This window comes from Qipengyuania citrea (assembly GCF_024171405.1).
In the GTDB taxonomy this organism is placed as follows: domain Bacteria; phylum Pseudomonadota; class Alphaproteobacteria; order Sphingomonadales; family Sphingomonadaceae; genus Qipengyuania; species Qipengyuania profunda.
Map to the genome: position 1 here is coordinate 1,059,260 of NZ_JALJZT010000002.1, position 12,935 is coordinate 1,072,194.

A 12,935-nucleotide genomic window follows, 5' to 3' on the forward strand; every position below is an offset into this window, starting at 1 on the left:
GCCATGAGCGCTTCACTTAAATCGAGCATGGCGGGCAACCGCGACGCCTTTGCCGCCTATATCTGCGACGAGACCGCCCTCGACGTGCTGCGTCCTGTGGTGATCGAACTCGGCTGGCAGCCCGAAAAATGCAACAAGGGCGGTCTGCGCAATGCGATCCAGTCGCTGTCGGTGGCGGCCAGCCCGAACATCCTCATGGTCGACCTGTCGGAAAGCGGCGACCCGCTGAACGACATCAACGCGCTGGCGGAAGTCTGCGAGCCGGGCACGGTGGTGATCGCCATCGGCCAGGTCAACGATGTCCGCCTTTACCGCGACCTGCTCGCGAGCGGCATTCACGACTACCTGCTCAAGCCGCTGTCGGCCAGCGCAGTGCGCGATTCGCTCAATCAGGCGCAAGCGGTGTTCCTGGCCCCGCGCAGCGGCGAGGACGAGGGCGTCAAGCGTCACATCTCGGCGGCCGTGATCGGTACGCGCGGCGGCGTGGGCGCATCGACTTTGGTGACTTCGCTGGCATGGATCTTCTCGGTCGACCAGCGCATGCCGACCGCCCTGCTCGACCTCGACGTGCATTTCGGGACCGGTGCGCTCGCGCTCGATCTCGAACCGGGCCGCGGCCTGACCGACGCGATCGACAACCCCGGCCGGATCGATGGCCTGTTCATCGAACGCGCGATGATCCGTGCGAACGAAAACCTTGCCATCCTGTCGGCGGAAGCGCCGATCAGCCAGCCGCTGATGACCGATGGCGCGGCCTTCCTGCAGTTGCAGGAGGAATTCAAGCACCAGTTCGAAATGACCGTGGTCGATATGCCGCGCAACATGATGATCAATTTCCCGCACCTGCTCAACGACGTGAACGTCGTCGTGCTGGCGACGGAAATGTCGCTCGCTTCGGCGCGCGACACCATCCGCATCCTGTCGTGGCTCAAGACCCATGCGCCGCAAGCGCAGCCGCTGATCGTCGCCAACAAGGTGCAGCCGGGCGTCGCGGAAATCAGCAAGGCCGATTTCGAGGCCTCGATCGAACGCAAGATCGATGTAACGATCCCGTTTGACCAGAAGGCGGCGGCCAATGCCGCCAAGCTGGGCAAGACCTTCGTCGATGCCAATGCCGGTGCCAAGGCCACCTCGGCGATCAAGCAGCTCTCTTCGCGCATCATCGGCATGGGCGACGAGGAAGCCGAGAAAGCCGCGGAAGCAGGGGCCAAGAAGTCGCTGCTCGGCGGGCTCGATTTCAAGAACCTGCTGGCGAAGAAGAAAGACCCGCGGACCGCAGTGCCCGCGGAATGACGGCTTCCGGGGGCGACCCCGGATCCGCGATCGGATAATCGGAGAGTACGCATGAACATCTTCCAGCTGGTGCTGTTGGCCTTCGGGGTCCTGGCTTTGCTGGCGATCGGCTACGCTTTGTTTTCCGGTCCGAACACGGCCAAGGCGAGCCAGCGCCGCCTCCAGCAGGTACGTTTCCGGCATTCGGAAAGCACCGACACCAAGGTCGAGTCGCAGCTCAAGAAAGCCATTGCGGCGCGCAGGCCCAAGATGCGCGGCGTTGCCGGATCGTCTTCGCGCGTGGAGGCCCTGGCCATCCGGCTCGACCGGACCGGCAAGGGCTGGACGCTGAGCCAGTATGCCTATGCCTCGCTCGGTCTCGGGGTCGCGGTCGCGCTGCTGATGTATCTGCGCAGCGGATCGCTGGCCTTTTCGCTGGGTCTCGGCGTACTGGTCGGCGCAGGCCTGCCACACTTCCTTGTCAGCCGGGCGATCAAGAAGCGCACCAATGCCTTCAATGCCAAGTTTCCCGACGCGATCGAACTGCTCGTTCGCGGCCTGCGTTCGGGTCTGCCGGTAACCGAAACCCTGTCGGTGGTATCGCAGGAAGTCCCCGGCCCTGTCGGGGCCGAATTCAAGGGCATCGTCGAGCGCATCAAGATCGGCCGGACCATGGAGGATTCGCTCCAGGAAGCCGCCAACCGGCTCGAGATTTCCGAATTCAACTTCTTCTGCATCACGCTCGCCATCCAGCGCGAAACCGGCGGTAACCTCGCCGAAACGCTGTCGAACCTGGCGGACGTCTTGCGCAAGCGCGCGCAGATGAAGCTCAAGATCAAGGCGATGAGCTCGGAATCCAAGGCCTCGGCCTATATCGTCGGCGCGCTGCCCTTCATCGTGTTCTTCATGATCTGGTGGATCAATCCCACCTATATCGGCGGTTTCTTCGAAGATGACCGCCTGATCGTCACCGGCCTCGGCGGCCTCGTCTGGATGAGCATCGGCGCCTTTATCATGGCCAAGATGGTCAGCTTCGAAATCTGAGCTGGGGAAGGACTAGCGTAATGGATCCCGCAACCGGCCCCACCCTCTTGGGCTTCGACATCTTCGTGATCGGCTCGATCCTGTCCGGGGTCGCAGCACTCGCCGTGCTGTTCGCCATCTACACCGCGATCACGATCAAGGATCCGATGAGCAAGCGCGTGAAGGCCCTCGAAGGGCGCCGCGAGGAGCTCAAGATGGGCCTCGTCACCGCGAGCGCGAAGAAGCGCCAGAGCCTCGTCCGCAACAGCGACACGACCGACAAGATCAAGGACACGCTCGGCAGCATGAAAGTGTTGCAGCAGAGCCAGATCCTGACGGTCCAACAGAAGCTCGCCCATGCCGGTATCCGCAACAAGGAACTGGCGATCGTCGTCATCGGCCTGCGCGCCGTGCTGCCGATCCTCCTGGGCGGCTTCGCTTTCGTCATGCTGTATCTGGTCGAGGTCTATCCCGAATGGGAGATGAAGCGTGTGGCGGCGCTCGCCCTGGCCGTGTTCGTCGGCTACAAGGGTCCCGAAATCTACCTCGGCAACCTTGCCAAGAAGCGCTCCGACGCGATCCGCAAGGGCCTGCCCGACGCGCTCGACCTGCTGGTGATCTGCGCCGAGGCCGGCCTGACCGTCGATGCCGCGTTCAACCGCGTCGCCAAGGAACTGGGCCGCGCCTATCCCGAGCTGGGCGACGAGTTCACCCTGACCGCGATCGAGCTGTCCTTCCTCAACGAACGGCGCCAGGCGTTCAACAACCTCGCCTATCGCGTCAATCTCGACGCGGTGAAGGGCGTGGTTACCACCATGGTCCAGACCGAACGCTATGGTACGCCGCTGGCCTCCGCGCTGCGCGTGCTGTCGGCCGAGTTCCGCAACGAGCGCATGATGCGCGCCGAGGAAAAGGCCGCCCGCCTGCCCGCGATCATGACCGTGCCGCTGATCATGTTCATCCTGCCGGTGCTGTTCATCGTCATTCTCGGCCCGGCAGCCTGTTCGATCGCCGACGCCTTCAGTGGCGGTATCGGCTAGCACACGACTCCTGCGACCAGTCGCAAACCCGGGAGCCTGGCCGACAGCCTAGTCGGCCAGGCTTTCCGCGTCGAAGTCGCCCGCCTGGTCGCGCACCCGCGCAAGCATGTCGAGCAGGCTGGCCCGCTCGTCCTCGCTCAGCACGGCGAACAGCTGCCGTTCGATCTTGAGCGCCAGCGGCATGATCCCCGCATGCACCGCCCGCCCTTCGGCTGTCAGTTCGAGCAGATGCGAACGCCCGTCGCTCGCATTGGGCGAACGCTGCGCCAACCCGCGCTCCTCCAGCCGCTTGCACGCGCGGTTGACGGGCACCTTGTCCATCAGCGTCTGCTGCGACAATTGCCGCTGGGTCAGCGCACCATGGTCGCCCAGCACCGCCATGATCCGCCATTCGGTGGTCTTGAGCGCAAACCGCTTGCGATACTGCTCGGCAATCCGGGTCGAGACCGCATTCGAGGCGATCGACAGTTGATAGGGCAGGAATTCTGCAAGGCGTTGGGCGGGCTGGCGTCTGGACATGCGGTTACATTTAGATGACGGCCCCGACTTGGCAAGGCCGTTGCGATTGTAACCTTTTGCTGGGACTCAGCTGTAGCCCGGTTCGTCCCACCACGGGTAGAAATCGGGCATGTTGCCGCTCACCGTATCGGGATATTCGGGCGCGCGCTTTTCGAGGAAGCTGGCGATGCCTTCCTTCGCATCCTCGCTGCGACTGAGGCGGTAAATCGCGCGGCTGTCGATCCGGTGCGCGTCCATCGGATGGCCCCCGGCACCCAGCCGCCAGAGCATTGCCCGGGTCATCGCCACCGAAACCGCGGAAGTGTTGTCGGCAATCTCGCGCGCAATGCCGCGAGCCGCGTCCATCAACTCGCCCTGCGGATGGACCGAGCGCACTAGCCCGCGATCGAGCGCTTCGCCGGCATTGAATATCCGCCCCGTCATGCACCATTCGAGCGCGGTCTGCATGCCGACCAGCCGCGGCAGGAACCAGCTCGAGGCGGCTTCGGGCGTGATCCCGCGGCGTGCGAAGACGAAGCCGAAGCGCGCATTGTCGCTCGCCAGCCGGATATCGAACGGCAGCTGCATGGTCGCACCCACCCCCACGGCCACGCCATTGCATGCCCCGATGAGCGGCTTCTTCGAATTGAACAGCCGCAGCGTCAATCGCCCGCCGCCATCGCGCACGCGTTCGTCGGACAGGTCATCGACCGGATTGGGATCGGAGAAGACGTGTCCCCCGCCCTCGGGCGTAAGGTCCGCACCGGCACAGAAAGCCCGGTCGCCATGCCCGGTTACGATCACCGCGCGGACGCTGTCATCGGCATCGGTGGTGTCGATCGCGTCGATCACTTCATCCATCATCATGCGGGTGAAGGCGTTCATCTTCTCGGGACGATGCAGCGTGATGGTAGCCACGCCGTCGGCGATATCGAGCTTGATCTGCGTGTAGGACATGGTTTGGGTTTCCTCTCCGGTCATTCCGTCAGGATGGAACACATGGAACACGGTCCTGCGGGTAAAAGCAAAGCGCCCCCGCCCGCGCCGTTTTCGGCATGCGGACGGAGGCGCTGGAATAATTCATGCAAGCGAGGCTAGGTCTCCCGCCTGCAATGGGAAAGCCGTCTGACGATCACCGCGGCGCCATACGGATGGCACCGTCGAGACGCACGTCCTCGCCGTTGAAATAGCCGGTTTCGATCATGCACATGGCGAGCTTGGCATATTCGCCTGGCAGGCCGAGACGCTTGGGGAACGGCACCGAAGCAGCGAGCGCTTCCTTCACCTGCGGCGGCGCGGCGTTCATCAGCGGGGTTTCGAAAATGCCCGGCAGGATGGTGTTCACTCGGATGCCTTCGCGCATCAGGTCGCGCGCGATCGGCAGGGTCATGCCGACGACGCCGCCCTTGGACGCGGAATAAGCGGCCTGGCCCATCTGGCCGTCTTCGGCCGCGACCGAAGCGGTGTTGACGATCGCGCCGCGATCCCCGTCTTCGCTCAACGCGTCGAGCGTCATCATGCCGGCGGCCGATTTGGCGATACAGCGGAAGGTGCCGATCAGATTGACCTGGATGACGAAATCGAAGGCCGACAGCGGGAAATGCTTGATCTCGCCGCTCTGCTTGTCGCGGCTGGCGGTCTTGATCGCATTGCCGATGCCTGCGCAATTGACGAGGATGCGTTCCTGGCCATGCGCTTCACGCGCCTTGGCGAAACCGGCGTCGACGTCGTCGTCGCTGGTCACGTTCACCTTGCAGAAGATGCCGCCGATGTCCTTGGCGACCGCTTCGCCTTTCTCTTCGTTCATGTCGAAGATGGCGACCTTGGCGCCCTTGGCGGCGAGCCCACGCGCAGTGGCTTCGCCGAGACCCGATGCACCGCCGGTGACGACGGCGGGGGTTTTGCTACTTACTTCCATGGATTGTCCTCTCAGATTTCAAGTGAATTAGAGCGCCTCGACGATGGTGACATTGGCGACGCCGCCGCCTTCGCACATCGTCTGCAGGCCGTATTTCTTGCCGCGCGCCTTGAGCGCGTGAACCAGCGTTGCCATCAGCTTGGTGCCCGACGCGCCGAGCGGGTGGCCCAGCGCAATCGCGCCGCCGTTGACGTTGAGCTTGGCGGGATCTGCATCGAGGTGCTTGAGCCATGCCAGCGGCACCGGGGCGAAGGCCTCGTTGACCTCATACAGGTCGATATCGCCGATGTTCATGCCCGCGCGCTGAAGCGCACGCTCGGTGGCGAACAGCGGTTCTTCGAGCATGATCACCGGATCGCCCGCGGTCACGGTCAGATTGTGGATCCGCGCGAGCGGGGTCAGGCCGTAATCCTTCAGCGCCTGCTCGCTGACCACCAGCACCGCGCTCGATCCGTCGCAGATCTGGCTGCTGCTGGCAGCGGTGATCTTGCCTTCGGGGCTGAGCAGCTTGACGCCCGCGATGCTGTCCAGCGTCGCGTCGAAGCGGATGCCCTCGTCGACCGTGTGGCATTCCTCGCCTTCGGGGGTTTCGATCTCGACGCCGACGATCTCGTTTTCGAAGGCGCCCGACTTGGTCGCTTCGATCGCCTTCTGGTGGCTCGACAGCGCAAAGCGGTCGAGGTCATCCTTCGAGAAGCCGTGTTTCTGCGCGATCATTTCCGCGCCCATGAACTGGCTCCACTGGATGCCGGGATATTTCTCTTCCAGCCCGGGCGACTTATAATTGCCCAGCCCTTCCTTCATGTGGAACATCGCGGTCGAGCCCATCGGCACGCGGCTCATGCTTTCGACACCCGCGGCAATCACGACATCCTGCGTGCCGCTCATCACCGCCTGCGCGGCGAACTGGATCGCCTGCTGGCTGGAGCCGCACTGCCGGTCGATAGTGACCGCGGGGACGCCCTCGCCCAGATGCTTGCTGGCGAGCACCGCGTGGCGCCCGACCTGCATGGCCTGTTCGCCGCCCTGGCTGACACAGCCCATCACCACATCGTCGACCGCCTTGGCCTCGAGACCGCTGCGCTCCATGATCGCATCGAGCGACCTGGCGGCGAGATCGACCGGGTGCACACCGGCCAGGCGGCCACCGCGCCGTCCACCGGCGGTCCGGACGGCTTCGACTATATAGGCTTCGGGCATCGGCTTCCTCATACGGTTATAGGTTTTGAAACGGGACCGTTTGCCTAGTCCCGCCTTACGTAAACGTCAAGCAAGCTGGAAATGGGGTCGTTTGCGACTATTGCCGAGCCGGCCATCCCCGGTGAAACTTTCACATACTCCGGTGTGACATCGACGTCACACCCGTTACGCCAAACCCCCGAAGGTGTAACAAATGCTTTGCATTGGGCGCGTCCCTAAAGGCACATGCCGTGTTCCACTGGAGGGACTGCACATACGTATGGCTGTTTAGGTCATGCGAATTCTTTAGTTCCTCCCAGGGGTTCCTTGGAGATCCGACCTCAGGGGTCGGTCGATCAATAGAGGGATTATCAGAGTGAAACTTCAAACCTACTTCAAAGCCAGCGCGGCACCCGCCGTTCTCGGTCTTGCGCTTCTCGCGCAGCCGGCGATGGCACAGGTCGGCCCGGCCGACGAAAGCACGGTTGGCGACGTCGGTGAAACGGCGACTCCCACCGGCGCGATCGTCGTTACCGGTTCGCGTATCGCACGTCCCGACGTCGACAGCGCCAGCCCGGTTACCGTTATCGGTGCCGGTGAAGTCGCCGACACGGGTACGGTCCGCGTCGAAGACCTGGTCAACTCGCTGCCGCAGGTTGTCGGCGGCCAGAACGCCTTCATCGCCAACGGTGCATCGGGTACCGCCACGGTCGACCTTCGCGGTCTCGGCACGTCGCGTACGCTCGTCCTCATCAACGGTCGCCGCCTGCAGCCGGGTGACCCGGCTGCGCCCGCAGCCGATCTTAACCAGATCCCGGCGTCGCTCATCGAGCGTGTCGAAGTTCTGACCGGTGGTGCTTCGGCTACCTACGGTGCCGACGCTGTGGCCGGTGTTGTCAACTTCGTCATGGACACCGACTTCGAAGGCGTCCGCCTCGATGCGACCTATGGTTTCTACCAGCACGACAACGGCACCAGCCAGATCGTCAACGACAATGGTTCGACCATTGGCGACCTCAACGATGCCCGCGGCTTCACACCGCCGAGCGGCAACGATGTCGGTGGTTCGCAGTACAATGTCGAACTGACCCTCGGCTCGTCGTTCGACGATGGCCGTGGCCACGTCACTGCCTATGCAGGTTATCGCGAAGTCGATGCCCTGCTGCTCGGCGACCGTGACTATTCGTTCTGCGCCCTGACCGGGTTCGGCGGTTGCGGTGGTTCGTCGAACGCGATCAACGCAACCATCACCGACGCCTTCTTCAACTACACCTTCACCACGGGTCCGACCCTGGTGGCGGACGGTTCGGATGACTTCGGTGCACCGTTCCAGGCGTACAACTACAACCCGATCAACCACTTCCAGCGTCCGGATACGCGTTACACCGCAGGCTTCTTCGGTGATTACGAAATCTCGCCGGCAGTCACGGCCTATGCCGAGTTCATGTTCATGGACGACCGCTCGCAGGCCCAGATCGCTCAGTCGGGTACCTTCTTCGCCGAAGCCTACGACATCTCGTGCGACAGCCCGCTGTTCAACGCGGCACAGGGCGACTACCTGTGCGGCCTGATCGACGGCAATGCCGACTCGGGTGACACGGTCGTCGACCGTGTCATCCCGCTGTACATCGGTAAGCGTAACGTTGAAGGCGGTCCGCGCTTCGATGACCTGCGTCACACGGCCTATCGCCTTGTCGCCGGTCTGCGGGGCCCGATCAGCGATTCGATCAGCTACGATGCATCGATCCAGTACGGCACGACGATCTTCCAGCAGAAGTACAATAACGACTTCTCGGTGTCGCGTCTGCGCAATGCCCTTCAGGCAACCACTGATGCCGACGGCAATGTGGTCTGTCAGTCGGTCGTCGACGGTTCGGATCCGAACTGCCAGGTGTACAACCCGTTCCAGGGTGCTGGCATCGTGGCCAGTGGCGACCCGCGTGACGGTATCACCCAGGCAGCGATCGACTATGTCAGCATCCCGCTGCTTTCGACCGGTGAAACCGAAGAAGTCATCGCCAATGCGTATATCTCGGGCGACCTCGTTTCGCTCGGCAACGCAAGCCCGGTTGGCTTCGTCCTCGGCGCCGAATATCGTGAAGAGTTGATCTCGACTTCCAACGATGCCGGTTTCCAGACCCAGGACGGTGCCGGACAGGGTAGCCCGCAGCTCGACGTGTACGGTCGCTTCGACGTGAAGGAAGTCTTCGGCGAACTTCGCGTTCCGATCATCGAAAACGGCTTCGTGGACCTTCTGGCTCTCGAACTCGCTTATCGCTATTCGGACTATAGCACTGGCGCTTCCACCGATACCTACAAGATCATCGGTGAACTGGCTCCGGTCGACTGGGTCCGTTTCCGTGGTGGCTACAACCGCGCAGTCCGCGCCCCGAACATTCTCAACCTGTTCGCTCCGAACCGGATTGCGCTGTTCACGGGTAACGATCCCTGCGCCGGCGCTACCCCGGTTTACTCGGAAGCACAGTGTGCGAACCTGGGTGTCCCCAACGCTCGCTACGGTAGCGTGCCGGTCAGCCCCGCTGGCCAGTACAACCAGTTCATCGGCGGTAACCCCGACGCTGAACCGGAAAAAGCCGACACCTACACCGTGGGTCTGGTTCTCGAACCCGACGCGATTGTCCCGGGCTTCGTGATGGCGGTCGATTACTACGACATCAGCATCGAGAACGCGATCTCGACGATTGGTGCGCAGACGACCATCAACCAGTGCGGCATCACCGGTGATGCGCTGTTCTGTGACAACGTCAACCGTGCCCCCGGCAGCCTCGCGCTGTGGGTGAACGGTGGCTTCGTCAACAACACCACGCTGAACATCGGTGGTGTGGAGACGAGCGGCGTCGACATCACGGCTTCGTACAACCGTTCGATCGGCGCTGGTCGACTGAGCCTGTCGTTCAATGGTTCGTGGCTCAACGACTTCACCATCGACACGGGCATCGCTACCGCCAACACCGATGGTCGTTACGACTGCACCGGCCTCCACGGTAACAACTGTGGCACGCCGCTGCCGGAATGGCGTCACCAGGCGCGTCTGGGTTACACCTTCGACTTCGGTTTCGGTGCCTCGATCCGCTGGCGTCACTTCGGTGCCGTCGATTGGGATCAGACCAGCACGGATGACGATCTCGGCACGGGTGCAGATGCCTCGGTTGGCGACATCGGTGCGCAGAACTACTTCGACCTGACCCTGTCGTATGACCTGGATCCGGTGAATCTGCGCCTCGGCGTCAACAACATCTTCGACAAGGAACCTCCGATCATCGCTTCCAACTATGGTGGCTCGAACGGCAACACCTATGTCGAAACCTACGACCCCGTTGGTCGTCGCATCTTCCTCAGTGCCTCGCTTCAGTTCTAAACTTTAGCGCTCTGAGAAAACAGGAAAGGCGGGCTTCGGCCCGCCTTTCTTTTTGCCTGGCCGAGATTTGCCCGGACGCCAGACGCGGGCATACACCCGCGGCTAAACCGTCCGATCAAGCCAGTCTGAATTTGGAATCAGCGCAGCGCGGCGTCGAAGGCGACGGTCAGCCGCTCGCCCGCCGAAAACGGCCGGGTCCCATGCCATGTCCACGAGGGGAACAGCGCCAACCGGCCCTTCGCCGGCTCGATCAGCCGCAGGGGTGCCCAGTCGAGTCCGAACTCGCGCGGCGGTTCGCCCAGCGCCAGCCAGCCATCCTGACCCGCCTCGCCTGCCCCCAGCGTATCGGGCAAGGCGAAATAACACGCCGAACTGATGTCCCCGAGATTGTGGAAGTGCGCGACGTGAAAGCCGGCATCCTGCAGCCGGACCGACCAGGCCCCGGTGAAGCGGCGGACTTCGCGCGGCAGCGACAGCCAGGGGTGGGCCGCATCGCGCGGCGGCAGTGTCGCAAGATATTCGCTCACGGCATCGACCAGCGCGGCCTTGAGTTCCGCAATTTCGGGCGCGGTCCGCGCAAACAGCATGCCATCGGTCTGGGTTCCGCCCCGCAAGGATTGTTCCAGCGGTTGGCGCTGCGACGTGTGGATGCTGCGCAAATGCTCCGCCAGCGCATCGACGTCCCTGATCCGCGACGCGATATCGGCCGTTCCGACCAGCTCGCCATCGCGTTCCAGCCAGTGCCAGCGGTCGGGATCGCTTCCCCGCCATGCCAGCGAGAGATAGGGCAGCACGTCGCGGGCATAGCCGGCGCGCAGCAGGCGTTTGCCAAGTTTCGCCAATTCATCCCAGCGATGCATCCGCGCCAGCCAGCGCGCGCGCAGCATGTCCGCGCGGGGATCTTGCCATGACGCCACAGCCGCGAGATCATGCTCGCGTTCGGCAAAATCCTCTGCCTCGCATGCGGCCTGTGCGGCCATGAATGCGACCTCGCGCGTGTCACCCAGCGCAGTCCGCGCGCGATCGACGATCGCCAGCGCCGCCTGCGCGCCCGAGTGGCGCTCGGCCAGACGCGCATATTCCGCCCAGACTTGCGGCGGGCAGCCGGGCCGGGCCACCGCCTGTTCGAACCCCTCCATCGGGTCCTCGCCCGTGGCTGCCTCCCAGCGCAGCTGCGCGCGGGTCCGCAGCGCATCGAGCCGGAATGGCTGCGCGGCGATCACTTCGCCCAGCAGGCGATCCCCCTCGGCGCTGCGGCGTTCGGCATGCAGCGCGGCGGCGTGCTTGATCGCCAGCACGGCATTGCCCGGATCGGCAGCGCTGGCGCGCGCGAAATGCGCCGCGCTCGGCGCGCCCGTATCGAACTGCGCCAGCGCGCGTATCCGCAAGGCGGAAGGATCGCCCGGCGCCGCTGCCAGAACGTGCTCGCTGGCCGCAATCGCGCGGTCGGTTTCGAGCGCGTCGCGCTCGAGCATGGCAAGGTTGCGCCAGCCGCGCAGATGCGCGGGATTGTCGCGGGCAATCTGCCGCAGGTCCTCCAGCGCCGCCGCGCGGTCGAGCTTCTGCGCTTGCAACACCGCCCGATCGACCGCGGCATCGACCAGCCGCGGTTCGAGCTGCAGCGCGCGATCATAGGCCTTCACCGCCTCGTCGGGGCGCCCCGCATCATCCAGCGTGCTGGCATATTCGGCCCATAGCGGCGCCTCGCGCGGAGATAGCCGCAGCGCCTTCTCGAGCAATTTTGCGGCGCCGCGCGCATCGCCTTCGGCGCGTGCCAGCCGCGACGCCAGGTAAAGCACCGCCTTTTCACGGGGCATCGCCTTGCGCACGGGGGCGAGGAACGCCCTGGCTTCGGCCAGCTGCCCCCGCTGTAGTGCCTGCTGCGCCGCCTGAAGCGCCCGCTGCGCGGCTGCGGCATCCATCAGTCGATACGCTTGACGCCGCGCCAGCCGCGCTTGCCGGCAATCGACAGCCTGAGTGTGCCCAGAACGCCCTTCTCGATCGTCACCTTCTCGCCCGGCTGGAAAAATCCGTAGCGCAGCGAGCCCGAAGACTTGGCTTCCCAAACGCTCCCATTGTCGAGCTGGAAACGCAGGATGTTGTAGGTCTGGTTGAAATCGACATGGGTGATCGTGCCGTCATAGCGGTCGGCCCGGTCCTGTTCGTCCGCAACGGGGTTGCCGAAATTGTCGCGGCGCAATTCTTCACGCTCGGCTTCGGCGACCTCGTCGACCCCGAAGATGGTGTTCATCGCATCGTCGAAACAGTCGAGACGCTGCGCGTTCTTCTCCATCGCGCGGCATTCGAGCAGCAAGGCGTCGTTACCCGTTTCCTGCGCGCTGAGGCCGACGGGTGTGGCTACGAGAATGGCAGCAAGGCCGAAGAGACGCAGCATCTGGGAGTTTCCTCTCTCGAATATGGTTCGTGACATCGCTCGCGAACCTAACAGATTGCCCTTCGGTCACAAGATGATGCGTAACCGGGAGCGATCTTTACGCCAGCATGATTGTTGCAGATTTGCGACAGTTTCAAACAGGATCACTTTTTGGTTCGAAATTCGACGAACGGCCATTGCTAGCGTGCGGGTCTCAAGTTCAATGGGCGCTGTGCACTAATGCACGGTCGC

The 12,935-nt window shown here is 63.6% G+C and carries 10 protein-coding genes; 4 read left to right on the forward strand and 6 right to left on the reverse strand.

Going from position 1 to position 12,935, the window contains the following annotated elements; translation table 11 throughout:
- Positions 1 to 3 precede the first annotated feature (3 nt).
- From J2S32_RS06195 to J2S32_RS06205, 3 genes are read left to right on the forward strand one after another with little or no spacing between them, the layout of a single operon-like run.
- Positions 4 to 1,293 (forward strand): AAA family ATPase, encoded by a 1,290-nt coding sequence (locus J2S32_RS06195; protein ID WP_253518373.1) that lies wholly within the window; start codon positions 4 to 6, stop codon positions 1,291 to 1,293.
- 51 nt (positions 1,294 to 1,344) lie between these two features.
- Positions 1,345 to 2,316 carry a type II secretion system F family protein gene (locus J2S32_RS06200; protein WP_253518376.1) on the forward strand — a complete coding sequence of 324 codons (972 nt, stop codon included), beginning with the start codon at positions 1,345 to 1,347 and terminating at the stop codon, positions 2,314 to 2,316.
- Between the two features lie 20 nt (positions 2,317 to 2,336).
- A complete protein-coding gene (locus J2S32_RS06205; RefSeq protein ID WP_253518388.1) occupies positions 2,337 to 3,335 on the forward strand; it encodes a type II secretion system F family protein in 999 nt (332 codons plus the stop codon).
- 48 nt (positions 3,336 to 3,383) lie between these two features.
- Here J2S32_RS06205 and J2S32_RS06210 read toward each other — a convergent pair whose 3' ends face one another.
- The 4 genes from J2S32_RS06210 to J2S32_RS06225 form a co-directional block, all read right to left on the reverse strand.
- Positions 3,384 to 3,854: a MarR family winged helix-turn-helix transcriptional regulator gene (locus J2S32_RS06210; RefSeq protein ID WP_253518407.1), complete on the reverse strand. Its 471-nt coding sequence runs from the start codon at positions 3,852 to 3,854 to the stop codon at positions 3,384 to 3,386.
- Positions 3,855 to 3,920: 66 nt separating this feature from the next.
- Complete coding sequence (locus tag J2S32_RS06215) at positions 3,921 to 4,790, reverse strand: crotonase/enoyl-CoA hydratase family protein (RefSeq protein WP_253518410.1); 870 nt, start codon at positions 4,788 to 4,790, stop codon at positions 3,921 to 3,923.
- Positions 4,791 to 4,965: 175 nt separating this feature from the next.
- Positions 4,966 to 5,751, reverse strand: a complete 786-nt coding sequence (locus J2S32_RS06220) for an SDR family NAD(P)-dependent oxidoreductase (protein ID WP_253518413.1) — start codon at positions 5,749 to 5,751, stop codon at positions 4,966 to 4,968.
- Positions 5,752 to 5,778: 27 nt separating this feature from the next.
- Positions 5,779 to 6,951 carry an acetyl-CoA C-acetyltransferase gene (locus J2S32_RS06225; protein WP_253522978.1) on the reverse strand — a complete coding sequence of 391 codons (1,173 nt, stop codon included), beginning with the start codon at positions 6,949 to 6,951 and terminating at the stop codon, positions 5,779 to 5,781.
- 355 nt (positions 6,952 to 7,306) lie between these two features.
- Between J2S32_RS06225 and J2S32_RS06230 the strand changes: the two genes are divergently transcribed.
- A complete protein-coding gene (locus J2S32_RS06230; RefSeq protein WP_253518416.1) occupies positions 7,307 to 10,309 on the forward strand; it encodes a TonB-dependent receptor domain-containing protein in 3,003 nt (1,000 codons plus the stop codon).
- Positions 10,310 to 10,446: 137 nt separating this feature from the next.
- Here the strand turns inward: J2S32_RS06230 and J2S32_RS06235 are convergent, their stop codons facing one another.
- Complete coding sequence (locus tag J2S32_RS06235) at positions 10,447 to 12,231, reverse strand: putative 2OG-Fe(II) oxygenase (RefSeq protein WP_253518419.1); 1,785 nt, start codon at positions 12,229 to 12,231, stop codon at positions 10,447 to 10,449.
- On the reverse strand, positions 12,231 to 12,704 hold the full coding sequence (locus J2S32_RS06240; RefSeq protein ID WP_253518422.1) for a hypothetical protein: 474 nt from the start codon (positions 12,702 to 12,704) through the stop codon (positions 12,231 to 12,233). The genes J2S32_RS06235 and J2S32_RS06240 overlap by 1 nt, the downstream gene beginning before the upstream one ends.
- Positions 12,705 to 12,935 lie beyond the last annotated feature (231 nt).

Bases quoted from the DNA above. Each gene is read 5' to 3' on its own strand.
- J2S32_RS06195 (WP_253518373.1), top strand. From the start codon at position 4: ATGAGCGCTTCACTTAAATCGAGCATGGCGGGCAACCGCGACGCCTTT.
- J2S32_RS06200 (WP_253518376.1), top strand. From the start codon at position 1,345: ATGAACATCTTCCAGCTGGTGCTGTTGGCCTTCGGGGTCCTGGCTTTG.
- J2S32_RS06205 (WP_253518388.1), top strand. From the start codon at position 2,337: ATGGATCCCGCAACCGGCCCCACCCTCTTGGGCTTCGACATCTTCGTG.
- J2S32_RS06210 (WP_253518407.1), bottom strand. From the start codon at position 3,854: ATGTCCAGACGCCAGCCCGCCCAACGCCTTGCAGAATTCCTGCCCTAT.
- J2S32_RS06215 (WP_253518410.1), bottom strand. From the start codon at position 4,790: ATGTCCTACACGCAGATCAAGCTCGATATCGCCGACGGCGTGGCTACC.
- J2S32_RS06220 (WP_253518413.1), bottom strand. From the start codon at position 5,751: ATGGAAGTAAGTAGCAAAACCCCCGCCGTCGTCACCGGCGGTGCATCG.
- J2S32_RS06225 (WP_253522978.1), bottom strand. From the start codon at position 6,951: ATGCCCGAAGCCTATATAGTCGAAGCCGTCCGGACCGCCGGTGGACGG.
- J2S32_RS06235 (WP_253518419.1), bottom strand. From the start codon at position 12,231: ATGGATGCCGCAGCCGCGCAGCGGGCGCTTCAGGCGGCGCAGCAGGCA.
- J2S32_RS06240 (WP_253518422.1), bottom strand. From the start codon at position 12,704: ATGCTGCGTCTCTTCGGCCTTGCTGCCATTCTCGTAGCCACACCCGTC.